The sequence below is a fragment of the Rahnella sp. CFA14(1/10) genome, assembly GCF_004195095.1.
In the GTDB taxonomy this organism is placed as follows: Bacteria; Pseudomonadota; Gammaproteobacteria; order Enterobacterales; family Enterobacteriaceae; genus Rahnella; species Rahnella perminowiae.
Map to the genome: position 1 here is coordinate 37,272 of NZ_SEWS01000003.1, position 23,706 is coordinate 60,977.

26 protein-coding genes are annotated in these 23,706 nt (G+C 54.0%); 15 read left to right on the forward strand and 11 right to left on the reverse strand.

Features of this window, described 5'->3' with window-relative positions; genetic code table 11:
- Nucleotides 1–170: 170 nt before the first annotated feature.
- Nucleotides 171–983 carry a siderophore-interacting protein gene (locus tag EVX52_RS06855; protein WP_129990936.1) on the forward strand — a complete coding sequence of 271 codons (813 nt, stop codon included), beginning with the start codon at nt 171–173 and terminating at the stop codon, nt 981–983.
- A gap of 2 nt (nt 984–985) precedes the next feature.
- Nucleotides 986–1,468: a PadR family transcriptional regulator gene (locus EVX52_RS06860; RefSeq protein WP_238483256.1), complete on the forward strand. Its 483-nt coding sequence runs from the start codon at nt 986–988 to the stop codon at nt 1,466–1,468.
- A 57-nt stretch (nt 1,469–1,525) separates the two neighbouring features.
- Here the strand turns inward: EVX52_RS06860 and map are convergent, their stop codons facing one another.
- Complete coding sequence (gene map / locus EVX52_RS06865) at nt 1,526–2,281, reverse strand: type I methionyl aminopeptidase (protein WP_370278325.1); 756 nt, start codon at nt 2,279–2,281, stop codon at nt 1,526–1,528.
- 37 nt (nt 2,282–2,318) lie between these two features.
- Nucleotides 2,319–2,573: a ParD-like family protein gene (locus tag EVX52_RS06870; protein ID WP_129953697.1), complete on the reverse strand. Its 255-nt coding sequence runs from the start codon at nt 2,571–2,573 to the stop codon at nt 2,319–2,321.
- Between the two features lie 158 nt (nt 2,574–2,731).
- Here EVX52_RS06870 and EVX52_RS06875 point away from each other — a divergent pair, with 158 nt between their 5' ends.
- On the forward strand, nt 2,732–3,121 hold the full coding sequence (locus EVX52_RS06875; protein WP_129990938.1) for a hypothetical protein: 390 nt from the start codon (nt 2,732–2,734) through the stop codon (nt 3,119–3,121).
- A gap of 113 nt (nt 3,122–3,234) precedes the next feature.
- Here the strand turns inward: EVX52_RS06875 and EVX52_RS06880 are convergent, their stop codons facing one another.
- From EVX52_RS06880 to EVX52_RS06890, 3 genes are read right to left on the reverse strand one after another with little or no spacing between them, the layout of a single operon-like run.
- A complete protein-coding gene (locus EVX52_RS06880; RefSeq protein WP_129990939.1) occupies nt 3,235–3,471 on the reverse strand; it encodes a pentapeptide MXKDX repeat protein in 237 nt (78 codons plus the stop codon).
- 51 nt (nt 3,472–3,522) lie between these two features.
- Nucleotides 3,523–4,326, reverse strand: a complete 804-nt coding sequence (locus EVX52_RS06885; protein WP_129953694.1) for a molybdopterin-dependent oxidoreductase — start codon at nt 4,324–4,326, stop codon at nt 3,523–3,525.
- Between the two features lie 9 nt (nt 4,327–4,335).
- Nucleotides 4,336–4,962 (reverse strand): cytochrome b/b6 domain-containing protein, encoded by a 627-nt coding sequence (locus EVX52_RS06890; protein WP_129953693.1) that lies wholly within the window; start codon nt 4,960–4,962, stop codon nt 4,336–4,338.
- A gap of 153 nt (nt 4,963–5,115) precedes the next feature.
- Between EVX52_RS06890 and EVX52_RS06895 the strand changes: the two genes are divergently transcribed.
- The 3 genes from EVX52_RS06895 to EVX52_RS06905 all read left to right on the forward strand — a co-directional run bounded on the left by EVX52_RS06895 (nt 5,116) and on the right by EVX52_RS06905 (nt 7,802).
- Complete coding sequence (locus EVX52_RS06895; protein ID WP_129953692.1) at nt 5,116–5,838, forward strand: response regulator transcription factor; 723 nt, start codon at nt 5,116–5,118, stop codon at nt 5,836–5,838.
- Between the two features lie 3 nt (nt 5,839–5,841).
- Nucleotides 5,842–7,308: an ATP-binding protein gene (locus EVX52_RS06900; RefSeq protein ID WP_129990940.1), complete on the forward strand. Its 1,467-nt coding sequence runs from the start codon at nt 5,842–5,844 to the stop codon at nt 7,306–7,308.
- Between the two features lie 173 nt (nt 7,309–7,481).
- The gene (locus tag EVX52_RS06905) at nt 7,482–7,802 is read left to right on the forward strand and encodes a multidrug efflux SMR transporter (RefSeq protein ID WP_129990941.1); all 321 of its coding nucleotides are present in this window, start codon (nt 7,482–7,484) and stop codon (nt 7,800–7,802) included.
- A gap of 77 nt (nt 7,803–7,879) precedes the next feature.
- Here EVX52_RS06905 and EVX52_RS06910 read toward each other — a convergent pair whose 3' ends face one another.
- The 4 genes from EVX52_RS06910 to hutW all read right to left on the reverse strand — a co-directional run bounded on the left by EVX52_RS06910 (nt 7,880) and on the right by hutW (nt 9,944).
- Complete coding sequence (locus tag EVX52_RS06910) at nt 7,880–8,101, reverse strand: YdgH/BhsA/McbA-like domain containing protein (RefSeq protein WP_129990942.1); 222 nt, start codon at nt 8,099–8,101, stop codon at nt 7,880–7,882.
- Nucleotides 8,102–8,266: 165 nt separating this feature from the next.
- Nucleotides 8,267–8,398, reverse strand: a complete 132-nt coding sequence (locus tag EVX52_RS25680) for a hypothetical protein (protein ID WP_255466697.1) — start codon at nt 8,396–8,398, stop codon at nt 8,267–8,269.
- On the reverse strand, nt 8,395–8,556 hold the full coding sequence (locus tag EVX52_RS06915; RefSeq protein ID WP_165385165.1) for a ChuX/HutX family heme-like substrate-binding protein: 162 nt from the start codon (nt 8,554–8,556) through the stop codon (nt 8,395–8,397). The genes EVX52_RS25680 and EVX52_RS06915 overlap by 4 nt, the downstream gene beginning before the upstream one ends.
- A gap of 62 nt (nt 8,557–8,618) precedes the next feature.
- A complete protein-coding gene (gene hutW, locus EVX52_RS06920; protein WP_129990943.1) occupies nt 8,619–9,944 on the reverse strand; it encodes a heme anaerobic degradation radical SAM methyltransferase ChuW/HutW in 1,326 nt (441 codons plus the stop codon).
- Between the two features lie 615 nt (nt 9,945–10,559).
- On the opposite strand from hutW, the gene EVX52_RS06930 reads away from it, so the two are divergent.
- From EVX52_RS06930 to lldD, 9 genes are all read left to right on the forward strand, one after another.
- Nucleotides 10,560–10,778 carry a YgdI/YgdR family lipoprotein gene (locus EVX52_RS06930; RefSeq protein WP_129990944.1) on the forward strand — a complete coding sequence of 73 codons (219 nt, stop codon included), beginning with the start codon at nt 10,560–10,562 and terminating at the stop codon, nt 10,776–10,778.
- A gap of 435 nt (nt 10,779–11,213) precedes the next feature.
- The gene (gene fecI / locus EVX52_RS06935) at nt 11,214–11,732 is read left to right on the forward strand and encodes a ferric citrate uptake sigma factor FecI (RefSeq protein WP_129990945.1); all 519 of its coding nucleotides are present in this window, start codon (nt 11,214–11,216) and stop codon (nt 11,730–11,732) included.
- A 5-nt stretch (nt 11,733–11,737) separates the two neighbouring features.
- Entirely contained in the window at nt 11,738–12,709 is a 972-nt protein-coding gene (gene fecR, locus EVX52_RS06940; protein ID WP_129991115.1) for a ferric citrate uptake sigma factor regulator FecR, read from the forward strand.
- A gap of 134 nt (nt 12,710–12,843) precedes the next feature.
- Nucleotides 12,844–15,204, forward strand: a complete 2,361-nt coding sequence (gene fecA / locus EVX52_RS06945) for a TonB-dependent Fe(3+) dicitrate receptor FecA (RefSeq protein ID WP_129990946.1) — start codon at nt 12,844–12,846, stop codon at nt 15,202–15,204.
- A 105-nt stretch (nt 15,205–15,309) separates the two neighbouring features.
- Nucleotides 15,310–16,215 (forward strand): Fe(3+) dicitrate ABC transporter substrate-binding protein FecB, encoded by a 906-nt coding sequence (locus EVX52_RS06950; RefSeq protein WP_129990947.1) that lies wholly within the window; start codon nt 15,310–15,312, stop codon nt 16,213–16,215.
- Nucleotides 16,212–17,216 (forward strand): iron-dicitrate ABC transporter permease FecC, encoded by a 1,005-nt coding sequence (gene fecC, locus EVX52_RS06955; protein ID WP_129990948.1) that lies wholly within the window; start codon nt 16,212–16,214, stop codon nt 17,214–17,216. Before EVX52_RS06950 ends, fecC begins: the two co-directional genes overlap by 4 nt.
- A complete protein-coding gene (gene fecD / locus EVX52_RS06960; protein ID WP_129990949.1) occupies nt 17,213–18,175 on the forward strand; it encodes a Fe(3+) dicitrate ABC transporter permease subunit FecD in 963 nt (320 codons plus the stop codon). The genes fecC and fecD overlap by 4 nt, the downstream gene beginning before the upstream one ends.
- Before the next feature lie 2 nt (nt 18,176–18,177).
- Nucleotides 18,178–18,945: a Fe(3+) dicitrate ABC transporter ATP-binding protein FecE gene (gene fecE / locus EVX52_RS06965; protein WP_129990950.1), complete on the forward strand. Its 768-nt coding sequence runs from the start codon at nt 18,178–18,180 to the stop codon at nt 18,943–18,945.
- Between the two features lie 106 nt (nt 18,946–19,051).
- Nucleotides 19,052–20,215 carry an FMN-dependent L-lactate dehydrogenase LldD gene (gene lldD, locus EVX52_RS06970; protein WP_129990951.1) on the forward strand — a complete coding sequence of 388 codons (1,164 nt, stop codon included), beginning with the start codon at nt 19,052–19,054 and terminating at the stop codon, nt 20,213–20,215.
- Between the two features lie 41 nt (nt 20,216–20,256).
- On the opposite strand, the gene EVX52_RS06975 is transcribed toward lldD, so the two are convergent.
- Nucleotides 20,257–21,387 carry a membrane-associated sensor domain-containing protein gene (locus tag EVX52_RS06975; RefSeq protein WP_129953684.1) on the reverse strand — a complete coding sequence of 377 codons (1,131 nt, stop codon included), beginning with the start codon at nt 21,385–21,387 and terminating at the stop codon, nt 20,257–20,259.
- Between the two features lie 49 nt (nt 21,388–21,436).
- Nucleotides 21,437–23,704 (reverse strand): pyrroloquinoline quinone biosynthesis protein PqqF, encoded by a 2,268-nt coding sequence (pqqF, locus tag EVX52_RS06980; protein ID WP_129990952.1) that lies wholly within the window; start codon nt 23,702–23,704, stop codon nt 21,437–21,439.
- Between the last annotated feature and the right edge of the window lie 2 nt (nt 23,705–23,706).

The following is a 23,706-nucleotide window of genomic DNA, read 5'->3' on the forward strand; positions in this document are numbered from 1 at the left end:
TATAAAAAAATGCATTCCTTAACAAAATTTATCCCGTCTGTTCTCAGGGAGAGATAAAGGTGAGGTGAAAAACACAGGGAAAAGAAGACAGCGCATTACACTTTATGGGGTTGAATAAAATATAGCTAAGATATATCTTTCAACAAAACTTACGCATAAGAGAGAAACTGATGGCACAACATCGCACTGAAACCCCTGCCGCAAACTTGCCGGTCCGTGTCAAAAATGATCTGGTTTTCCGTCATATCACGGTCAAACAGAGTGAAAGCCTATCAGGCTGTTTTAAAAGGATTATTTTAAGCGGTGACGCGCTGAAAGGTTTTACGTCAGGCGGCTTTGATGACCATATCAAATTGTTTTTTCCGGCAAATCCGGGGGATGTGATTACGCCACCGACAGTGACCGAAGAAGGCATTGTGTGGGGTGAAGGATCCCGCCCGCTGAACCGCGAATATACGCCGCTGCACTTTGATGCTCAGAGCAACGAACTGACACTGGATTTCTATATTCACGACGGTGGTGTCGCCAGCGAATGGGCGGCCGGCGCAAAGCCGGGCGATAAACTGATCATTGGCGGACCGCGTGGTTCACTGATTATTCCTGCCGGTTACAAATGGCAGCTCTATATCTGCGACGAAACCGGTCTTCCGGCGGTGAAACGCCGTCTGCGCGAACTGAAACAGGCCGGTTCAGATGCCAATATCACCGTGCTGGCGAAAGTGAGAGATGTGAGTTGTGTCAGCTACTTAGATGAAGAAAATGATGTCAGCATCGACTGGATTATCAGCGATACGCACGGCGGTTATCAGGAAGAGGATGCGGTCGTGAAGAAGGTGAAAAGCCTGCTTCTGCCGGAAAGTGATTACTACATCTGGGCGACCGGTGAAGGCAAATTCGCGAAAGGGCTGAATGACTATTTCGTTGAAACCTGCGGACTCGATCCAAACTTCGTGCGTTGTGTGGCTTATTGGCATAATAAGTAACGATGATGAATCATAAACACCGCCGTGAAAGAATGTTCGAAACGGGTGACATCCGTCTGCTGATGCTGCATTTTTTGCAGCGGCGTTGCGCCCATGGTTATGAGCTGATCAAAGCCATTGAAGAATTATCTAAAGGTGAATACACGCCGAGTGCCAGTATCATTTATCCGAATCTGACATTTTTAGAAGAACAGGGGCTGATTTCAGCCAGTCAGGAAGAGGGCGGGAAGAAGCAATATTCGATCACACCGGAAGGTGCGCAGTCACTGGCCGGGCAGGAAGAACTGCTCGGCTCAGTGACAGAGAAACTGCATTCACTGGCGATTTTGTCAAACAATCGCAGTATTCCGGAAATGCAGCGTGCGATAAATAATATCCGCATGGCGCTTAATCTGCGGCTGGCGAAAGGCCCGATCGAACAGGAAACCTTGTATAAAATCACGGATGCATTAGATCGTGCGACCAAAGAAATTGAGCGCAGTTAAGCCGCACCTCAGAAAGTATAAAGCCTTCCGGTCGGAGGCATTATACTTTCAGGATAGTCACATCTCTTCAGGCCACGGCGTTAAGATCTCGTAACCGGTTTTCGTTACCGCAACCATATGTTCCCACTGTGCGGATAACGAGTGGTCTTTGGTGACCACGGTCCAGCCATCGGGCATGACTTTATTTTGTTTTTTACCGGCATTCAGCATCGGTTCGATGGTAAATAACATCCCTTCCTGTAAAACCAGTCCGCGGCCTTGCTCGCCGTAATGCAGCACTTGCGGATCTTCGTGATAACCCATACCGATGCCGTGTCCGCAATACTCTTCCACGATGGAAAAGCCTTCGCGTCTGGCGACAGCGGCAATCGCATAACCCACATCGCCAAGCGTTGCACCCGGACGCACCACTTCAATGCCCGCCATCATCGCTTCAAACGTGGTATCTACCAGACGGCGGGCCAGAATACCCGGTTCGCCCGCGTAATACATACGGCTGGTGTCGCCGTACCAGCCGTCTTTGATAAGCGCCACGTCGATGTTGACGATGTCGCCTTTTTTCAGCGCTTTGTCAGAAGGAATGCCATGACAAATGACGTGATTGACGGAGGTACAGGTGGTTTTCTGATAGCCGTGATAACCGATATTGGCCGGGATCGCCTGCAATTCATTGACGATAAAATCGTGGCAGATGCGATCCAGTTCATTGGTGGTGACACCCGGTACAACGTAGGGTGTGATCATATGCAATACACGCGCTGCCAGTTTGCCGGCAATACGGGCTTTATCGAGGCCTTCCGGCGTTTTGACCATGCGGTTATTATTGACGAAATACCGGCTATCTAAAGCATTATTCATTGCTTGCCTTCCTGTGTGTGGCACCCACGTTTAACAACGTGCGGATACTGCCTGCGTTTTCATCCGATTCCACGCTACACCGCACCAGCAATTGCGAAATTTCGCTGTGCGTCATGTCGGGGTGCGTTTCCATCAGCATGCCAATTTTCATCCAGTGCTCGGCCTGTGCGTTCATCGAACGCGTATAAGCCATGCTGGCAATACGCAAATTCTCGTGCATCAGTTCTGAAATCTTAATGATACCCATGGGTTGCCTCAGCAGTATACGAATCATATATATTTTATATACTACGCATAAAATAGATGAAACTCAACCGGCACGTTTCATGACACCTTTGGGACATTGGCGTATATTGTGGTGACTTTTCAATCTCTTATCTGAAATTTTTACTCTAAAAGGTTCACATGAAATCTACAAGTAAGTTACTTATCGGCCTTGTTTGTGTCATGGCGCTTTCTGGCTGCGCGCGTACCGAGCCGGTATCCACGCCGCATACCACGCTGGTAACACATAATTCAGAAAGTCAGATCAGGACCGCTATTATCGACGCAGGACAAAAACGTGGCTGGATAATGACGGATGGCGCACCGGGCGTAATTAACGGTCATCTGAATAACCGTGAGCACAAAGCCGATATCCGTATTACCTATAACACCAGCGGCTACACCATTAATTATGTCGGCAGCACTAACCTGCTGGCAGAGAAAGGCGAGATCCACCGCAGTTATAACCATTGGGTGAATAATCTCAACAATGATATTCAGATTCGCCTGGCATCCAGTGCCACAAAGTAATGAATATTTGAATTAAGTCTTCATCATCGGGTTATTCAGGTTTAACAAAAAGCAAAACGCCCCCGCTGAACAGACGGAGGCGTTTTGGCTACAGAGTCGAAGGGGAAAGCGCTTTACTGGCTCATTGCCCCTTTTTTCATGTTGTCTTTTGACATGGAATCTTTCGACATACAGTCTTTGCCCATACTGTCTTTCGCCATGTTGTCTTTGCTCATGCTGTCTTTTTTCATGCAATCTTTCGACATGTGGCCCATGGTGTCTTTCTTCGCCATTGCGTCAGCGGCATAAGTGGTGCTCACTGCGCCCATCATCAGACAAGCCGACATCATCATTACAGTTAACTTTTTCATGGTAAATCCTTCTCTTAGGTTTTGATATACAAAGGGTTTTATGGATAATGTTCAGCTTCCGCCGAACCAGTTGTAGCCCTGATCCTCCCAGTAGCCACCGGTAAATTTGTTTGTAATTTCAATCACTTCTATATGTTTTGGATTCTTGTAGCCGAGTTTGGTTGGCATTCTGAGTTTCATCGGAAAACCGTATTTACGCGGTAAAATCTGGCCGTCATAAGTCAGCGCCAACAGGGTTTGCGGATGCAGCGCCGTCGCCATATCAATGCTGGTGTAATACTCGTCGGCGCATTTGAAACTGACATATTCCGCCGTGAGATCTGCCCCAATCAGGCGCAGAAAATCACCGAACGGCACGCCGCCCCATTTGCCAATCGCGCTCCAGCCTTCGACACAAATGTGTCGCGTCACCTGACTGACCTGCGCCATTTTGTACAGCGCTGGCAGTGACCATTCGCGTTTATCCAGTGCCAGACCGGCGATTTTCAGGCGATAGTCGTTGCCGTCGACTTGTGGCGCGTCGTCTTCGGCATAGAACGCATTAAACGGAAACGGACGGGTGATCATCGATTCGGCATACACCGGCGCGAGACGCGTTGAGCCGAACAGCCAGCCCTGTACGCGATCATTGAAACCGGAGATTTTGCCGAGTGCGTTTTCCACGCTGGCGTTATCGCTGATATCGCAGCCGGTCAGCATCGCGACGCCGCCGAGCGTCAGCCCGCGCTGTAAAAACAGGCGACGGGAAGGCGCATCCAGTTCGCGGATAATCTGTTTTTTGGCTTCCTGTACAATCGCTTCGCTGTCGGCGGTGCTGAAAATCTGGCTGATGCTTTTTTTAATGAGTTTTTTCATGGGTTTTCCTTAGCGACCGCGCAGCATGGCAATCAGCGTTTTCGGCACCAGTGCCACCATCACGATATGCAGCACCACAAATGCCACCAGCGAAGCCATCGCCAGAAAATGTACGTAACGCGCTGTATCGAAGCCGCCCATCAGTTCGCGCAGCAACGGGAATTGCACGGATTTCCACACCACCAGCCCGGAAAGTACCAGCACGATGCCGTCGAACATCACGAACACATATGCCGCGCGCTGCACCATGTTGTAGTGACGTAAGTCGTCGTGTTTCAGCTTGCCGCGCAGGGCAGCACACAAATCATTGAAGATGCCGCGCGGCGTCAGCGGCCAGAATTTTCGTTTCATCCGTCCGGTAAAAATATTCATCAGCAGGTAAAACAGGCCGTTGAAGCCGAACAGCCACATACCGGCAAAATGCCACTGAATTCCGCCGCCGAGCCAGCCACCCAATGTGACCCCCGGCGGGAAAGCAAAATCAAACAGCGGTGAGGCGTTATAAATCTGCCAGCCACTGGTCACCATAATCAGCACCGCCAGCGCGTTCAGCCAGTGCGACAGCCGCAGCCATAATGGATGCACGATGGCGGGTTTTTGTTTGGCCTGATCGGGTAAGTCCGTGTGTATTGTCATGATGAAATCCGGCTGTCCGTCCTGTGATGTAGCGAGTATTGAGCGGATTTGTTCCCCGAGACCTCACGCAAAGTTAAATAAAATGTGATAACTCGGCGGGCTTTGCTTGTGTAGACTCAAACCATTGGGGAATGCCACGTTTTGGGATAACACATGGATAAGACGAAGAAGATCCTGATCGTTGAAGATGACGGGGATATCGCGGAACTGCTCAGCCTGCATCTGCGCGATGAAGGCTATGAAATTACCCATGCTGCTGACGGCAATCTGGGCGTGGCACATTTGGAAAAAGGCGGCTGGGACGCGCTGATCCTCGACCTGATGCTACCGGGTATCGATGGTCTGGAAATCTGTCGCCGCGCCCGTAATATGACGCGTTACACGCCAATCATTATTATCAGCGCACGTTCCAGCGAAGTGCATCGTGTCCTCGGGCTGGAGCTGGGCGCGGACGATTACCTGGCCAAACCTTTCTCCATGCTGGAACTGGTCGCACGGGTCAAGGCGCTGTTCCGGCGGCAGGAAGCCATGAGCCGTAATATGAAAATGGATGCCGGTACGCTGAGTTTTTCCGGTCTGGTCATCGACCCGATTGCACGGGACGTGATGCTGAACCATCAGCCGGTTGAACTGACGCCGCGCGAGTTTGATCTGTTGTACTTCTTTGCCAAAAATCCCGGCAAAGTGTTCTCCCGGCTCAGCCTGTTAAATCAGGTCTGGGGCTATGAACATGAAGGGTATGAACATACGGTAAACACCCATATCAACCGTCTGCGCATTAAGATAGAAGCCAATCCGGCCGAGCCGGAACGTATTCTGACCGTGTGGGGAAAAGGTTATAAATTCGTGTCTTCTGCTGAAGAAGCACAAGGGTAAATCATGAAAAATCTCACGCTGGCGCAAAGACTGACCCTGGTGTTTATGGTGCTGCTGATCGCGTGTTGCGCGTTTTCCGGCTACATGCAGGTGCGCTCGAGTAATCAGTACAGCCAGTCGGTGATCCAACGTCTGTCGGCCAATCTGGCGACGCAGATTGCAGCAAATAATCCGCTGCTCAGCCAGGGAAACTGGGATCCCAAAGCGGTACATATGCTGTTTGATCAACTGATGGCGGTGAACCCGAGTGTTGAAGTGTATCTGCTCGATAAAGACGGCAATATCGTCGGTAATGCGGCACCGCCCGGGCGACTGCAACAGCAGAAGATCGACTTAACACCGGTTAACGCGTTGCTCAACGGTGCGAAAATGCCGGTATATGGCGAGAATCCGCGGGATCCGCAAACGCGTCAGGTATTCAGCGCCGCCCCGTTACGGGTAGACGGTATCATCAAAGGGTATGTGTATATCGTGCTTCTCGGTGACCAATACACCGCGCTGACCAGCGACGCGCAGTACCAGTCGGCGATTTCTCTGGCGCTGCGGTCTATGGGGTTGGTGGCGCTGTTTGGCCTGCTGGCCGGTGCGCTGGCATTCCGCTGGGTGACGCGCCCGGTGCGTAAACTGACCTCGCAGATTGCCCAACTTGATACCGGTGGCATGGAAGCGATCCAGGCGCTGGCAAAAGGCGATGCACCGGCAGGCGCCGCCCGCGATGAAGTCACGCAGTTGCAACAGGCGTTTGTCGCACTGGCAAAACGCATCGATCAGCAATGGCAAAGCCTGATGGTGCAGGATCAGCAGCGACGGGAGTTTATCGCCAATATTTCCCATGACCTGCGCACACCGCTGACTTCCCTGCACGGATATCTGGAAACGTTGTCGGTCAAATCAGACCATCTGAGTCATGAAGACCGGCAGCGTTACCTGAATATTGCCCTGATGCAAAGTAAAAAAGTCGGGCGACTGGCGCAGGAATTATTTGAGCTGGCACGGCTGGAATATGGCGTCGTGAAACCGCAGAAAGAACCTTTCTCACTGAGTGAATTAGTGCAGGATGTTTTTCAGAAGTTTGAACTGGCGACCGAAACCCGCGGGCAAAAATTACTGGCCGATATTACGCCGGGTATTCCGCTGGTGAATGCCGATTTGGGCATGATTGAACGGGTGCTGACTAATCTGCTGGATAACGCCATTCGTTTTACGCCGCAAGGCGGGGTGATCGAAATAAAACTGTGGAAACAGGAAGGGCAGGTGATGGTGCAACTGAAAGACAGCGGGCCGGGGATTGCGCCGGAACTGAAAGACAGCCTGTTCGTGCGTCCGTCAATTCTCAGTACCAATAAACACCGCGCGGGCGGGCTGGGGCTGATGATTGTCCGCCGCATTCTGCAACTCCACGGCAGCGATATCCGACTGATCGAACAACCGAAACACGGTGCCTGTTTTCAGTTTTCTGTCCCGGTTTAAATTGTTTTCCATTAATTCGGAACGGAACCGAAGGGAAACTTTTCCGCCCGGGGCGTAGATTTTGTAAAGTCAGGAAAGAGTGAACTATAATCCCCACTCTTCATGCTGACTGGACGACCAGAGACTCAGCCATACTGATGCAGGGACGACCTTGCGTGTTTTAAGGAAATTTTATGGCCTGGGTTTATCTGCTTTTCGCCGGTATTTTTGAAGTGGTCTGGTCGACCGCGATGAAAGAATCTCATGGTTTCACCCGTCTCATTCCCAGTATTCTTACCGTTTTCTTCATGATACTCAGCGTCGTTTTGCTGGCGATTTCCATGAAAACGCTGCCCCTCGGCACGTCTTACACCATCTGGGTCGGCATCGGCGCCATCGGTGCATTTATTCTCGGTGTAGTGATGTTCGGCGAAAGCCTTAATCCGCTGCGCGTCATCGCCGTCCTGCTGATTTTCGCCGGGGTCATTTTGTTGAAAGTGGCGACGAAAGGATAGCAGCGGGAACGCGAAACATGACAAAGCCGCTTCGTAAAAGGAGCGGCTTTTGTTTTGTATCTCAGGACTTCAGCAAATCATTTGTACAATACGGCAGTGCCGTGAAGACGATTCTGACCACCGGCTTCGATGATTTTATAAGAGGTTGCACCAGCGGCAGCGGCTTTGGCTGCGAAGGTGGATTCCAGACCCTCTAACGTATTGCCAGAAGCAGATACAGTGCCGATTTCAGCTGCGAAGCTGGCGAAAGAAACCGTGGCGAGTGCAGCAGCAACAACGAAAGTTTTGATAGATTTCATGATGTAATTCCTTCTCAATGTTTGTTTGGGGAAGGCCATGTGCCTTCGATGAGAAGAAGAATAACCCCGTGAAGCTGGCATGAATAGCGAAGTGATTTGCTGATATTGGTTAAAATTTCTGAACAACATCTCAGGGGCGAATGCCCCGTTTCCGGGGCATTTAATTCAGAACCGTTCTCCCTCCGGCGTCGTATCACACAGCGCAAACACTTTGCCCCGGCCTTCGCCGGAGGCCAGCAGTTGCTGAATATGCAGGGCGACACCGCTGCCTGCGCCAAAAATCAGCAAAGTATTCAAGGTTGTTTCTCTCTCTCAGCCAGCATGGCGGGGAGGGCACGAAAAGCATTCAGCCGATCGGCAAAAAGCTGGCGATGGCTGTCGCGCCCGACGAAAACCTTAAGCATGGCATAACCGCAAGCGTTTAAAATCCAGACACTTGCTGTGTTAATTCCCATAAACTGCCTCTTCGACGGTGCCGTCGGGTTGTGTGGCTAAAAAGTCGAACAGGGACTGAAGGTTATCCGTGCGCATGTGTATCATTCCGTAAGGTCAGTTGAGGGATCAGTGTTTGTAAGGCCTGCAACATATTGCTGGCCCAGAACCGCCCGGCAGGCGTGAGATTAAAACGCGGGCCTTCGCTGTGCATCAGGCCGCACTGTTGCCATTGTTGCAACAGGGGTTCAAGCGGGAAGGGGTCTTCAACGATACGGCTGAGATCATAACAGCCCGCTTCGATGCCGCCCTGCAAATCCAGCCGCCAGCGGTGCTCGCGGGTCGTTGCCGCTGTCATCATCATGATAGGTTTCAACCCGGCATCCAGTTGCTGGTAATACGCTTGCAGATTGCGCGCCGTCATATACGACTGGCTACCCAGAGTGCCGCCCGCCCCGCTGCCAAAGGCCAGACAATCCGCGCCTTTTTTGATCAGCAAATTGTAGAGATTGCGTTCACGGGTGTTGCGCGCCCAGTGACTGTTGCTGATCTGATGCCAGCCGTCGCGCGCCAGAAACGCCTCGCCTTCGAGATAAAAATCGCGGCGCATGCTGACATCCGGCAGCGTAGTGCGTTTATTCTCGACCGCTTTGCCCAGTGGTGTGGAAGGCAGCAGGTTCAGCGCATAAAGATCAACGCCATCCAAAGGCAGGTCGCGGATTATGTGCAAATCTTCCCGCCAGCTTTCCGGCGTCTGTTCCGGTAATCCGAACATCAGGTCGCAGACCACCGCCGCGCGGTCACGCTCACCGAGTTTACGCAGAAACTGTATCGCTTCTTCACGGTTCGCGCGGCGCCCCATGCGCTGACGAATACGGGTATCGAACGTCTGAATACCAATCGAAAAACGGTTCGCACCGGCATCGAGACAGGCATCTATACGCTCATCGTCAAAGTTAAGGATGCGTCCTTCAACGGTGATTTCGCAATCCGGTGCCAGTGGTAAACTGCGGCGCAGCGTGATGATGATCCGGTGCAGCTGTTTCGCGCTGAGGGCGGTGGGGGTGCCGCCGCCAAAATAAACCGCGTGGACAGGCGCGGACTGATGCAGCGACGAAGCGGCTTCCTGTTCGATTTCCCGAATCAGATAATCACAATATTGTTCCGTGGCCTCTGCTTCCAGTTTGTTCTGGTAGAACCCGCAAAACTTGCAGTGTGTCGCGCAAAAGGGGATATGCAGATAGACCAGACGCTTATTGGCCGGAAGCGGACGCTGGCACAGCGCCTGCCACTGAGCGGGAATATCCTGCGGCGGAACGGGTTGCTGAGGCCGCCAGGGCATGACTGCCCGGCGATCGGGAAACGGCAGCCCCGGTTCAGCGGCATAAAAACGCGGGAGGTCCAGGTTCATAGGGGCTTCATCTCCTGAAGAATCAATTATTCCCCGCATTAAACGATAATGATTATCATTCGATCAAACATAACCCGCGTTTTCGATGATCTGTATCAAGTCAGGCAGGATTACTGATCAAGCTCAGACTTGCAGTGATGCAGTGCGTCATCCATATCCCGATACGTCTGGTCCTGAAAATTATGTGTATTTACTGAGCGGCCAATAGATCTTACAGTGGCTTTATCAATCCCGTAGATGCCTGCGGTTTCTCCTTTTTTACTTACAGTCATTTCTTCATTATATTGGCTGCATCATTTCCGGTGTTCCGGTTTGATAACCTTTTTGATTCAGGGTCTGGTGTAAACAATAAGCAATTTCCCATGGATGATTATTAATATCATTCAGCATAATATAAGCATGAGAAATTCTTTATCAGGATGTTAAAATATTAACGCATTTCTTTTTTTCTGCATCCTGTTGTCAATTTGTTGTATTTACTGGCCCTATTAACTGCATAATACGAACCTTCAAATGCTATTATCCGAAAGCGGCTGGCTTGAAAATAATCATATGTTTATTAGCCTGATAGCGTATTTTTCGGATATTTAGCGTTAAAATTCAACAGGAGTTCTTATGAAAAAGGGTTTAAGTGTCGTGGCTGTTATTGGCATCATGTTTGCTGTCAGCGCCTGTTCCAGTGATTATATTATTTCCACCAATGACGGGCATATGATCACCACACATGGCAAGCCGGTGAAAGATAAAGATACGGGATTGATTTCTTATAAAGATACTGATGGCAGTGTTCACCAGGTTCATCAGGGTGATGTCAAAGAGATTGTTGAAAAATAAGCTCACTGGCACAGGGTTCGCCATTAATATTATTAATGGCGTTATCCGCACGGTGAAAGTAGAATGCGTGAAATGAATGCTGTTACATTCATCCTGACAGGACTTATACGCTTTTCAGCGGGTGTCGCCTGCATATTATAGAAATTCACATCAGTCATTCTTCATCAGGTATTCCGGTATTCCGGTATTCCGGTATTCCGGTATTCCGGTATTCCGGTTTGCCGGGTATTTTAAAATACTGGCTATAAGCAGAAGCAGAAGCAGAAGCAGAAGCAGAAGCAGAAGCAGAAGCAGAAGCAGATCGCGCCGGCGCGAATGATTGTTGCGTAGCCGCTACCAGCCAATGCAGTGAAAAGCATGGGTTCCAGATTGTAATGATAACTATTATCAATTATAATTCAATGGTGAATTTCTGGTCTGGTTATGTAACTTTCTATGTCCACCAACACTGCCGTATCGCCCGCCCGCGCCTTTGAAGCGCTGTACAGCTCGCACCACCGCTGGCTGAAAAACTGGCTCCGGTTCAAACTGGGGTCGGCAAATGACGCCGATGATCTGGCGCAGGATACCTTTATGCGCGTCCTGACCGGCGACAGCGCGCAGGAAATTCGCGAACCCAAATCCTTTCTTTGCACCATTGCCCGCCGTGTAATGGTAGATTTTTTCCGTCGCAACGCGCTGGAACGTGCTTATCTCGACATGCTGGCATTGATGCCGGAAGAGCATATGCCGTCGCCGGAACAGCGGCAGTGTCTGCTTGAAACATTGCAGCAGATTGACACGATGCTTGACGGGTTGGGCGAAAAAGTGCGTCAGGCTTTTCTGCTTTCCCAGCTTGAAGGACTGACATATCCGGTGATCGCTGAACGTCTCAACGTTTCGGTCAGCTCGGTTAAAAAGTACATGGCAAAGGCCACTGAACATTGTCTGTTGTTCAGCCTGGAACATGGCTGAACGTGATGAATTCCTCCCTTTCTGATCATCAGCGACTCGCGTTGAAAATGGCCGCCCGGTGGTTCGCCACCTTATGTTCCGGCGACGTTACGCCGCAGCAAAATCAGAAATGGCAGGTCTGGCTGGCGCAGCATGAAGATCATCGCTGGGCGTGGGAGCGGGTGGAATCCTTACAGGGCCAGATGCACAGCATGCCCGGTAAATTCAGTTATCAGACGCTCAGTCATGCGCACCGGCAATCGGACATCACCCGACGCCGTGTGCTGAAAGGGCTGCTGGTCTTGCTCGGGCTGGGGGGGACCTGGAAAGCATGGCAGACGCCCGCCGGACAGGGGCTGCTGGCAGATACGCGCACGTCCACCGGGGAAATCAAAACGCTGCGTCTGGATGACGGTTCGCAGCTTTCACTCAATACCGCCAGTGCCGCCGATATCCGTTTTACGCCGCAGCAGCGGTTGATCCGCCTGCATCAGGGCGAAATCCGTATTACCACGGCGCGCGATCCGCAGCCTGTTGCACGACCTTTTCTGGTGCAAACGCAGCAGGGCATGTTGCGTGCGCTCGGCACGGACTTCATCGTCCGCCAGTATGATGATGCGACCCGTCTGACCGTGCTGAAACACGCAGTAGAAGTTACGCTGCCGGGGCATCCTGTACCATGTTTGCAGGTCAGCGAAGGCCACTCCGTGCGCTTTACCGGCACGGCATTTGGCGAGGTCACGGCGATCGAAAGTGGTGCGGGAAGCTGGAACAAAGGCGTGCTGAGCGTCAGCGACCGGCGACTGGCTGAGGTGGTGGACGAACTCGCCCGTTACCGTCACGGACACCTGAGCTGTGATCCGGCCGTCGCGGATCTGCGCATCAGCGGCACCTTCCCGCTGAACGACACCGACAGCGTGCTGAATATTCTCTCGCGTACATTACCCGTAAAAATTCAGACAATGACCCGCTATTGGGTGAACGTGGTGCCTGCGTAATGCCGGTTAAAAATTTCTCTGCAAATAAAAATGATAAATAATCGCATTCGCGATTATCCCTTTTGCATTCTCATCCGACTCCTGAGTAACACGCTCAAAAACACACAGTAAAAAACATAAAATCTGGAGACGGTATGTCCATTTCACGCTCACGCGTTGTTCGTTCTTTTGGCAAAACAACACCACTGGCGATCGCTGTTCACTGCGCGATCATTCCTGCTGCGCTGATGTCTGCGCTTCCCGCTGCGGCTGCGGTGCAGTCTGCGTCTTATCAGATTGCTGCGGGCAACCTCGATACCGCTCTGAATCAGTTTGCGGCCACGGCGGGTATCACACTGTCGGTGGATTCATCGCTGACACGCGGCAAGCACAGCAACGGGTTGCAGGGAAGTTACACCCTGGGTGATGGCCTGACGGCGCTGCTGGCAGACAGCGGGCTGGAAGCCAGGTCACTGGGTAATAACGCTTTTACACTGACGGCTACCGCAGTACCGGTGCGGGCGGCGGAATCCCTGACCGTGCTCGGTGACTGGCTGGCGGATGCGCGTGAAAATGACGTTTTTGAGCATGGCGGGGCGCGTGATGTCATCCGACGCGAGGAGTTTGTGAAAACCGGCGCGACGACGGTGCGTGAAGTCATGAACCGTATCCCGGGCGTCAATGCACCGGAAAATAACGGCACCGGGAGTCACGATATGGCGATGAATTTCGGTATCCGTGGCCTCAACCCGCGTCTTGCCAGCCGTTCAACCGTGCTGATGGACGGTATTCCGGTGCCGTTCGCACCCTACGGCCAGCCGCAACTTTCCCTTGCGCCGGTTTCACCCGGTAACATGGAGGCGGTGGATGTGGTACGCGGCGGCGGTGCGGTGCGTTACGGGCCGCAAAGCGTCGGCGGCGTGGTGAACTTTGTCACCCGCGCCATACCGAAAGATTTTGGTATCGAAGCCGGAACGCAAGGCACTTACAGCCCGACTTCAAGCCAGAATCACCCGAAAGGCACCGGCAATCTGATGATTGGCGGCACGGCCGATAATGGCCTCGGCGGGGCATTGTTATATTCCGGCACCCGCGGCAGCGACTGGCGTGAACACAGCGCGACGAAAATCGACGATGTGATGCTGAAAACCCGTTACGCGCCAAATGAAATCCACACGTTTAACAGCCTGCTGCAATATTACGAAGGCCGCGCGGAAATGCCGGGCGGTTTGTCCCGCGCTGATTACAATGCCAACCGTTTTCAGTCCACGCGTCCGTACGATGAATTCTGGGGGCGTCGTCAGCTGGCGAGTTTTGGTTATCAGTATCAGCCGGATCAACAGCATAAATTCAACATTCAGAGCTTCTACACCTACACACTGCGTAGCGGCTATCTCGATCAGGGCAAGAATCTGACGCTTTCGCCGCGCCAGTATTGGGTGCGTGGTATCGAACCGCGTTACAGCCAGAGCTTCAACCTGGGCCAGACCGCACATGAAGTGGGTGTCGGTTACCGCTACGTCAGCGAATCCACCCATGAACTGCGCTACTACAGCCCGGCCAAATCCGGCGTACTGCCGACCGGAAACAGCCCGTATGACCGTGATACCCAGTCCGGTACGCAGGCCAACGCGTTTTATATCGATGACCGTATCGACGTCGGCGACTGGACCATCACGCCGGGTATGCGCTACGAGCATATCCAGTCGTACCAGAATAACTATATCAAAGGCACGAAGCAGGAAATCAGCTACAACGCGCCGCTGCCTGCGCTGAATGTGGTGTATCACCTGAATGACGCCTGGAATATTTACGGCAACACCGAAGGTTCTTTCGGCACCGTGCAGTACAGCCAGATTGGCAAAGCGGTGGACAGCGGCAGCATTGAGCCGGAAAAAGCCCGCACCTGGGAACTGGGTACGCGCTTTGATAACAACATTGTAAAAGCGGAAGTCGGACTGTTCCTGATCAACTTTAACAATCAGTACGATTCCAGCCAGACCACCGACAGCGTAACCGCACGCGGTAAAACCCGTCATACCGGGCTGGAAAGCCAGATCCGTTACGACCTGTCCGATCTGTCGCCGAAACTGGAAAACGTCTCTGCCTACGCCAGTTACGCCTATGTCAACGCGGTGATCCGCGAAGAGGGCGATACGCACGGCAATCAGGTGCCGTTCTCGCCAAAAAACAAAGGCACGCTGGGGCTGGATTACACACCGGGCAACTGGTTCTTCAACGTCAACAGTGAATACCAGTCCGGCCAGTTTGCCGATAATGCTAATACCGTTAAAGAAAGTGCTGACGGCAGCACCGGCCGCATTCCCGGCTTTATGCTGTGGGGCGCACGTGCCGGTTATCAGTTCGGTGCAGACATGGCAAACCTGAATCTGGCCTTCGGTGTGAAAAACATCTTCGACCACGAATATTTCACCCGCGCCTATGACGATAACAACAAAGGCATCTACGCAGGGCAGCCGCGGACGTTGTATATGCAGGGCTCGCTGAAGTTCTGAGACCCCTCGTCTTTCATGTTGCCGCGTGGTTGGCTTCACGCGGTTGCAGCATGCAATCCACAGGGTTTCGGCAAGGTTTAATAACTGATAACGCACAGAGGTTTTATGACTTTTTTCTCGCGCTTTGCGCTTTTTACCGGCTTATGTTTTTCACTGGCTTGCGCGCAGGCCGTGACGGTAACGGATCAGCAGGGCAGTTTTACGATTGATACCACGCCAAAACATGTGGTGGTGCTGGAACTGTCCTTTGTGGATGCGCTGGCGCTGGTGGATGTCAGCCCGGTGGGCGTGGCAGACGATAACGATGCGGATCGTATTTTGCCGCAGGTGCGTCAGCGCATCAGTGCCTGGCAGTCGGTCGGCACGCGTTCGCAGCCGAGCCTTGAGGCGATTGCCGCGCTGAAACCGGATTTAATCATCGCTGACAGCAGCCGTCACAGCGGAATTTACACCGCACTGAAAGGCATAGCGCCGACGCTGTTGCTGAAATCCCGCAACGAAACCTACAGTGAGAATCTGGAATCGGCGGCGATCATCGGCAAGGTGCTGGGTAAAGATGTGCTGATGCAACAACGGCTGAATGAACATCACCAGCGGATGCAGGCGTTTGCCGCGCAGTTGCCAAAAGGCACGCAGGTGGTTTTCGGCACTTCGCGCGAGCAGCAGTTCAACCTGCATACGCGCGACTCCTACACCGGCAGTGTGCTGACCTCACTCGGCCTGATTGTGCCGGAGCCGGTTAATCAGCAGGCGCTGGCCAATATCAGCTTCGAGCAGTTGCTGGCGATCAATCCTGACTGGCTGATCGTCGCGCACTATCGTCAGGAAAGCATCGTGCGCCGGTGGCAGCAGGATCCGCTGTGGCAAATGATGAAAGCCGCACAGCAAAAACAGGTGGCGTCGGTGGACAGTAACGTCTGGGCACGGATGCGCGGGGTATTTGCCGCCGAACAGATCGCCGGCGACACGGTGCAGATCCTGCATCATCAGGTGCTGAAAACCGCACCATGAAGGCAGTAAAACATGTATTTGCCGGGTGGCGCTGGACGCTGCCTTTGCTCATATTAGGCGTCAGCTTCTGGCTAACGCTTTTTTGCCGTTCAGCGGTGCCGGTGGGGGCTTTTGACGCTTTGCGCGCCTTACTGCCCGGACCGCCGGATTCTCTGGCGCAGGCGCTTGTACTGAATCTGCGCCTGCCGCGCAGCCTGGTGGCGATGCTGCTGGGTGCCAGCCTGGCGCTGGCGGGCAGTTTGCTGCAAACCCTCACCCGCAATCCGCTGGCATCGCCTTCACTGTTTGGTATCAACGCCGGAGCGTCGCTGGCGATGGTATGGGTCAGCGCCTTCAGCCCGCAACTTTTCTCCGGCTTCAGCATCGCGCTGGTGGCCGCGCTGGGCGGCGGTATCAGTTGGGGCGCGGTAATGCTGACGGGCGGCGGCTGGCAGCAGGCTGGTGATCGCAGCCGGTTGATCCTCGCTGGCGTGGCGGTTTCTGCGCTGTGCGCCGCACTGGCGAAAGCCACGCTGATCCTCTCCGAAGACCACGCCTACGGCATTCTGAGCTGGCTGGCCGGTGGCGTGGCGCATGCCCGCTGGCCGGAATTCTGGCACCTGTTTCCGTTCACCGCGATCATCGCGCCATGGGTGATGCTGCTTGCCGGTCGCCTGAACCTGTTACAGGTCAGCGATGACAGTGCGCAGACACTGGGCGTCAACCTGCCGCGCCTGCGTCTGACCATTAATCTGCTGGTGTTGCTGCTGGTCGGCGCCTGCGTCAGTGTCGCCGGACCGCTGGCGTTTATCGGTCTGCTGGTACCGCATATTTCCCGTTACTGGATTGGCTATGATTTGCGCCGTATGTTGCCGCTCAGCATGGTTTTCGGTGCCACACTGATGCTGCTGGCCGATTTACTGGCGCGTTTTCTGGCGTGGCCGGGCGAATTACCGGCGGGCGTGGTGCTGGCGCTGATCGGCGCACCGTTCTTTGTCTGGCTGGTGAGGACGCGCACATGACCCGGCAGGTCACTCTTTTCCTCACGCTCAGCGTGTTGTTGCTGCTGACTTTTGTGATTTCCCTGCGTTACGGAACCCACACGCTGACATTTGAGCAAATGCGTCTGGCAATGTCGCCCGCTGACAGCAATCATTTTGCGCTGTTTGAATACCGGCTGCCGCGCACCTTGCTGGCGATGCTGGTCGGTGCGGCGCTGGCGCTTTCCGGCGTGCTGGTGCAGGGGATTATCCGCAATCCGCTGGCCTCGCCGGACATTCTGGGGGTTAATCATGCTGCCGGATTAGTCTCAGCAGGGGCGCTGATGCTATTACCTGCGCTGCCGGTGTTATGGCTGCCGCCACTGGCGTTTACCGGCGGTATCGGCGCTTTCGTGTTGCTGCGCCTGATGGCCGGGCGTTCCGCACCGCTGCGTCTGGCGCTGACGGGGGTTGCGCTGACTGCCTTTTATGCCAGCCTGACTGACTACCTGATGCTGTCACACCCGATGGAAATCAACAACGCCCTGATGTGGCTGACCGGCAGCCTGTGGGGACGCGGCTGGAATTTTGTTGAGATAGTCGCGCCTTGGTTGCTGATCCTGCTGCCGCTGAGTTTGTGGTTTTGCCGTGACCTGGATGTGCTGGCGCTTGGTGATGACAGCGCCTCGACGCTGGGTATTCGCGTATCCCGTGTGCAGCGGCTGGTGTTGTTGCTGGCCGTGGCGCTGGCGGCGGTAAGCGTTGCGGCCTGCGGACCGGTTGGTTTTATCGGTTTAGTGGCACCACACCTGACCCGCAAACTGGCCGGTGGCCGCCACCGTGCGCTGATCCCGGCGTCATTACTGGTCGGGGCGCTGATTCTGCTACTGGCAGATGTGCTGGCGCGAACGCTGAACCCGCCGCTGGAACTGCCTGCGGGCGTATTAACGGCGGTGATTGGTGCGCCGTATTTCTTCTGGTTATTAATGAGAACCCGCTGATTATGCAACTCAGTGCAGAAAATCTGACTGCCGGATACGGCAATAAAAATGTCCTTAATGGCCTGTCGCTGACGCTACCCGCCGGGAAAATTACCGCGCTGATCGGCCCGAACGGCTGCGGAAAATCCACGCTGCTGAAATGCTTTGCACGTTTGCTGACACCTGCCTGCGGCACGTTGCGTCTCGGCGATGAGGATTTATCTGCGCTTCATGGCCGCCGGCTCGCCCGCAAACTGGCGTTACTGCCGCAGCAGCATATTGCGCCGGAAGGTATCAGCGTGCGTGAACTGGTGGGCTATGGCCGCAGCCCGTGGCTGAACCTGTGGGGCAGGCTGGGGCAGCAGGATAAGGCCATCGTCGAACGGGCGATGCAGGAAACCAATATCACAGCACTGGCAGAGAAACGCGTCAGTGAGCTCTCCGGCGGACAGCGTCAGCGGGTGTTTCTGGCGATGGTACTGGCACAGGATACACCGCTGGTGCTGCTCGACGAGCCGACCACTTACCTCGATATCAGTCATCAGGTGGAGCTGATGAGCCTGTTGCGCAGTCAGAATCAGCAGGGGAAAACGCTGGTGGCGGTGCTGCATGACCTGAATCAGGCCAGCCGTTATTGTGATTATCTGGTGATGATGGCCGAGGGGAATATCATCGCGCAGGGCACGCCGGAGGAGGTGATGACCCCTGCATTGCTGGCACAGGTGTTTGACATTGATGCGCAAATCTATCCGGAACCGGTAACCGGTAAGCCGATGTGTATCGTGAAATAGTTCCGGTTTTCATTGTCATTGTTTTCCTCTCAGACGGGGTTTATAAACTACACTTCTGACACCCCTACAGCGCCATTAAAAAGAGCGCAAAATAACGAGAGAAACAATGATTATTTCTGCATCAACGGACTACCGCGCTGCGGCAAAAAGTAAACTGCCGCCATTTCTGTTTCATTACATCGACGGTGGTGCTTACAACGAGCATACGCTCAGACGTAATACCGCCGATCTGGCCGATATCGCCCTGCGCCAGCGCATCCTCAAAAACATGTCTGATCTCAGCCTGGAGACCCAACTGTTTGGCGAAACGCTGGCGATGCCCGTCGTGCTGGCACCGGTGGGTCTGACCGGCATGTACGCGCGACGCGGCGAAGTTCAGGCGGCCCGTGCGGCAGCGAAAAAAGGTATTCCTTTCACGTTGTCGACCGTCTCTGTCTGTCCGATTGAAGAGGTGGCACCGGCCATCGACCGTCCGATGTGGTTCCAGCTTTACGTACTCAAAGATCGTGGTTTCATGCGCAATGCGCTGGAACGTGCGCAGGCCGCGGGCGTCAAAACATTAGTGTTTACCGTGGATATGCCGACGCCCGGCGCACGTTATCGCGATGCGCATTCCGGTATGAGTGGCCCGAATGCCGTCGCACGCCGGATGTTTCAGGCAGTGATGCATCCGCAATGGGCATGGGATGTCGGCCTGAATGGCAAACCGCATGATCTTGGTAATGTTTCGGCCTATCGCGGTAAACCGACCACACTGGAGGATTACATCGGCTGGCTGGCGGCTAACTTCGACCCGTCGATTTCCTGGAAAGACCTGGAATGGATCCGTGAGTTCTGGAAAGGTCCGATGATTATTAAAGGCATTCTGGATCCGGAAGATGCCAAAGACGCCGTAAAATTTGGTGCCGATGGCATTGTGGTCTCCAACCACGGCGGCCGGCAGCTCGACGGGGTGCTGTCCACCGCTCACGCGCTGCCTGCTATTGCGGATGCGGTGAAAGGCGATATCACTATTCTCGCGGATTCCGGCATCCGTACCGGGCTGGATGTGGTGCGTATGATCGCCCTCGGTGCCGACAGTGTGCTGTTGGGCAGGGCATTTGTGTATGCACTGGCCGCAGCGGGCGAGGCGGGGGTGATTAATCTGCTGAATCTTATCGAAAAAGAAATGCGGGTCGCAATGATACTGACCGGTGCGAAATCCATTGCTGACATCAGCGGGGACTCCCTGGTCTACGGACGGAATCAGGTTCACCGCGCGAGCTTATAAAATGCAAAGGGCGTAACTTCCGTTCGAAGCCACGCCCTGCTTCACTGTCCCACGCAATAGCCGTTTCGTCCTGCATGCTTGGCGTCATACAGTGCGCCGTCGGCACGTTGGAGTAATTCCAGCGAAGTCATGCCCGGCGACCATTGCATAATGCCCTGACTGACTGTCACCGTGTCTGCCACCTGCGATAAGGCGTGGGGGATGGCAGCCTGCGCCACACTTTGCCTGATGCGTTGTGCGACCACTTCTGCATCTGTTGCAGCGGCGCTGTGCAGCAGGATCACAAACTCCTCACCGCCATAACGGGCCACCAGATCGGCCGGTTGCCTGACCACCTGCCTGAAACACTCCGCAATGCCCACGAGGCAGTTGTCTCCGGCCTGGTGACCATAATGGTCGTTGTATTTTTTGAAATAATCCACGTCAATCATGATCAGGGAAAAAATACCGCCCTGACGTTCCGTTTGTGCAATCAGTTGTTGAAGTTGTTTATCGAGCTGGCGGCGGTTCGCTACACCTGTCAGCGGATCGTAATGTGCCAGGTTATCCAGCTTACTGACCAGCAACTGGTTGTCGCATTCCCGCCGCACGGAAAGCACAAACCAGCGGCTCAGCATAATACGCGCTGTCTCAAACAGGGCGCTGGCGACAATCATCGCGACGATTTCCAGAACCGGAATATCCGCTTTCAGCAGTATCAGATGAAAAAATAATGAAAACCACAGCGGCAATGTGAAGCTGTAAAGGATCGGCATGGTCGGGTACAACGCAATCAGCGCCGTAAAAATCAGCATGCAGAAAAGCGGGAAGACCAGTTGTTGCTGCGTATCACTGGTCAGCATGAAATGGAACACGACGGCCCAGTACAAACCGACCAGAAACGCCAGTACCATCGCGGGCGTACGTGAGCGTATGAAGCGCAATACGGGTAAAAGAAGGATGATAAAAACCAGAAAAATCAGTGCCAGCTTATCCAGCACCGGACCGGAAACCGCCACATCGGCGTGCGGATCCAGCAATACCCGGAACTGGTGCCGGCCAAACAGAAAAAGCACAAAGCTCAGATTAGCGAGCAGTAACCAGATGCCGCTGGTACGCAATGACGCTTTTTTATAGTGATCCAGCAGGGTGTCGAATGCGTGGTCCGGCTGGAGAGCGGGAGGAGTTTGCATGTTTATCCTTAACATCTTATCTGCGTACAGTGTAGCTGAAGAAAACTTTTTACTCCTCACCCTGCGAAGGGGGAGGCGGGGAGGGGGTTTTAAGGACGAAGCGATGGCCAAAGCAGACATCAACTTCTTGATTTTTCTGCAATACCCCACTCCAACCCTCCCCTGCGCAGGGAAGGGAGTTGTCCGGTGCTCGTACACAGGCGAGCAGTTGTTCTGTTGTAATCGCCGCAACAGACGCTTCATTGATTTCCGGCGCACAGGCAAACTCCCTCAGCCACTGTTGCCTCGCCGCTTCCAGCCTGTCAGCTGGCCTCACGCTCAGCGATTCCCGCAGCGTGCAGCGCTTTTCTTCCAGTGTCTGTGGGGTGATGCCATCAATGACGGACGGGATCTCCGCGATAAAAGTATCGATAAACCCCAGCAGCGTTTCTGTGTCATACGACGGCGATTGTAATGCAAACAAAATTCCTGACTGACGCGCCGTCTGATGGAAACGGCAGCTCACCACATAGCCGATATTTTTCCCGACGCGCAATTGCCGGAAGAACTTTGGCTCAAGCAAATACGCCAAAATCTGCGTGGCGGCCAGACATTCAGCGGTGTTTTCCGCCAGCGGGCAGAATACCAGCACGGCGGCATCATCACCCGCAACCCGCAATTCATGTACTTCCCCGGATGATTCACCGACCACTTCCGGCAATGTTGCCAGCAGGGTGCGTATCGCGATGTCCGATCTCAGCTGACGCTGTTCCTGCTCAAACAGTCGCCTGCCTTGTGCCAGCGCGGCGGGAGAAGGCGCGCGCAGCAGTCTCAGTGCGGCCGCGAGCGTGCGCGCCGTCCATGCCTGACATCCGCTAAGCTGTAATAATCCGTTTCCCTGTTCGTAGCTGAATATCAGCGAATTCCCCTGATGGGCGGACAATGCACACAGTGCCCGCAGGCTCGCACGGGCGATGCAGGCCTGCAGTAAGGTCAGCGGAGCGCCGGTTGTCTGTATGCTTTCATCCGCTGTATGCGCTTCTTCTGCGTGAGGGAGGTAAAACATAAAGTGTGATTCAGTGACGCTGTCACTTTGCGACTGCCAGGCAGAGAAACTGACCGGCAAAGTAAAACCCTGAACTGACGCGTTATGTCCGTGCACATCCCGGGCAATCCACAGCCGTGTCATATTTTCTGGCTTTAGTTCGCTGAGCAATTTCTGCCAGCCGTTTTGAGCCGCAGGCGGGAAATCCAGGGTACGGGCGCGCAGTTGCTCCAGCGGTGTTAAACGGCTGAAGTCGCGACGGGCGAGGGCTACATAATGCTGCAAATGTCCGGTGCTTAAGTCGCGAACCTGTTGCAGCCAGTGGCAGAACAACGTTTCGACACCGGCACGCAAGGCCAGGGGGGTATCGCAGACCAAAAATTCAATGCTGAGGATGGCGTGCGTGGTATCCGTATAAGGCAGCGAAACCCGCACGCTGTCGGCCAGCGCCTGCGTTCGCAATTGTTCCAGTAAACTGCCCGGCGCTTCATCGGTAAGCAACTGGCGCAGTAATGTCAGCGCCGGAGAAAGCGTCACCGGGAATGAAAAACGCAGGCGTGGCGAACTTTCCAGACGCAACTGAAGATAGCGTTCCCGGCTCAGCGCCGGTGGCTGAGTATGGGCCGGTGGGGAACCTTTACCGGCAGCAAATGCATTGCCGTAACGCCCGGCCAGTGCAGCGAGTTCAGCGACCGATTGCGGGCCTTGCAGCCACAGCGTGAGCCGTCGTGCGGTGAAGAATTGCTGATGATAATGTATCAGCGCCTGTTGCAGAGCGGAAATATCCTCACCGAAAGAGGTAAGGTTACCGATGTGAAAATCGCGCAGTTGTGCCGGTGCGGCAAAAGCCAGGCTCAGCGCCGCATCACAAAGGGAATCCGCATGAGTGGTCAGCATGCGATATTCGGCGTCGATTACGGCCACTTCCTGCTGTACGGCATCTGTGGTCAGCAAAGGCTGCACCAGCATGTCCGTCAGACGCGCCAGTCCGTCTTCAAACTTTGCCGGTGTCATATCAAAAAACCATGCCGTCGAGGTGGCATGCGTGGTGGCGTTGAGTCGTGCGCCCTGCGCCTGCGCCCACATCATCAGCCGGTCATCGCCCTGAAACTGATGGCTTCCGGCAAACACTACATGCTCAAACAGATGCGCCAGCCCGGGAAATTCCTCCGGTTCGTGATGGCTTCCGGCATTGAGATGAATAAGCGCGGCGGCACGTGAAGCCTGCGGGTCATGGAGAATATTGACCCGCAATCCGTTGCTCAGTGTCAGGGTCTCTGCGGCTGGCAGCATCA

Bases quoted from the DNA above. Each gene is read 5' to 3' on its own strand.
- EVX52_RS06860 (WP_238483256.1), top strand. From the start codon at position 986: ATGATGAATCATAAACACCGCCGTGAAAGAATGTTCGAAACGGGTGAC.
- EVX52_RS06915 (WP_165385165.1), bottom strand. From the start codon at position 8,556: ATGGGAATTAACACAGCAAGTGTCTGGATTTTAAACGCTTGCGGTTAT.
- EVX52_RS06895 (WP_129953692.1), top strand. From the start codon at position 5,116: ATGGATAAGACGAAGAAGATCCTGATCGTTGAAGATGACGGGGATATC.
- EVX52_RS06885 (WP_129953694.1), bottom strand. From the start codon at position 4,326: ATGAAAAAACTCATTAAAAAAAGCATCAGCCAGATTTTCAGCACCGCC.
- fecI (WP_129990945.1), top strand. From the start codon at position 11,214: ATGTCCACCAACACTGCCGTATCGCCCGCCCGCGCCTTTGAAGCGCTG.
- EVX52_RS06880 (WP_129990939.1), bottom strand. From the start codon at position 3,471: ATGAAAAAGTTAACTGTAATGATGATGTCGGCTTGTCTGATGATGGGC.
- EVX52_RS06910 (WP_129990942.1), bottom strand. From the start codon at position 8,101: ATGAAATCTATCAAAACTTTCGTTGTTGCTGCTGCACTCGCCACGGTT.
- EVX52_RS06900 (WP_129990940.1), top strand. From the start codon at position 5,842: ATGAAAAATCTCACGCTGGCGCAAAGACTGACCCTGGTGTTTATGGTG.
- fecC (WP_129990948.1), top strand. From the start codon at position 16,212: ATGAAGGCAGTAAAACATGTATTTGCCGGGTGGCGCTGGACGCTGCCT.
- EVX52_RS06975 (WP_129953684.1), bottom strand. From the start codon at position 21,387: ATGCAAACTCCTCCCGCTCTCCAGCCGGACCACGCATTCGACACCCTG.
- fecD (WP_129990949.1), top strand. From the start codon at position 17,213: ATGACCCGGCAGGTCACTCTTTTCCTCACGCTCAGCGTGTTGTTGCTG.
- fecA (WP_129990946.1), top strand. From the start codon at position 12,844: ATGTCCATTTCACGCTCACGCGTTGTTCGTTCTTTTGGCAAAACAACA.
- EVX52_RS06870 (WP_129953697.1), bottom strand. From the start codon at position 2,573: ATGGGTATCATTAAGATTTCAGAACTGATGCACGAGAATTTGCGTATT.
- pqqF (WP_129990952.1), bottom strand. From the start codon at position 23,704: ATGCTGCCAGCCGCAGAGACCCTGACACTGAGCAACGGATTGCGGGTC.
- lldD (WP_129990951.1), top strand. From the start codon at position 19,052: ATGATTATTTCTGCATCAACGGACTACCGCGCTGCGGCAAAAAGTAAA.
- EVX52_RS06930 (WP_129990944.1), top strand. From the start codon at position 10,560: ATGAAAAAGGGTTTAAGTGTCGTGGCTGTTATTGGCATCATGTTTGCT.
- fecR (WP_129991115.1), top strand. From the start codon at position 11,738: ATGAATTCCTCCCTTTCTGATCATCAGCGACTCGCGTTGAAAATGGCC.
- EVX52_RS06905 (WP_129990941.1), top strand. From the start codon at position 7,482: ATGGCCTGGGTTTATCTGCTTTTCGCCGGTATTTTTGAAGTGGTCTGG.
- hutW (WP_129990943.1), bottom strand. From the start codon at position 9,944: ATGAACCTGGACCTCCCGCGTTTTTATGCCGCTGAACCGGGGCTGCCG.
- EVX52_RS06890 (WP_129953693.1), bottom strand. From the start codon at position 4,962: ATGACAATACACACGGACTTACCCGATCAGGCCAAACAAAAACCCGCC.
- map (WP_370278325.1), bottom strand. From the start codon at position 2,281: ATGGTCAAAACGCCGGAAGGCCTCGATAAAGCCCGTATTGCCGGCAAA.
- EVX52_RS06855 (WP_129990936.1), top strand. From the start codon at position 171: ATGGCACAACATCGCACTGAAACCCCTGCCGCAAACTTGCCGGTCCGT.
- EVX52_RS06950 (WP_129990947.1), top strand. From the start codon at position 15,310: ATGACTTTTTTCTCGCGCTTTGCGCTTTTTACCGGCTTATGTTTTTCA.
- fecE (WP_129990950.1), top strand. From the start codon at position 18,178: ATGCAACTCAGTGCAGAAAATCTGACTGCCGGATACGGCAATAAAAAT.
- EVX52_RS06875 (WP_129990938.1), top strand. From the start codon at position 2,732: ATGAAATCTACAAGTAAGTTACTTATCGGCCTTGTTTGTGTCATGGCG.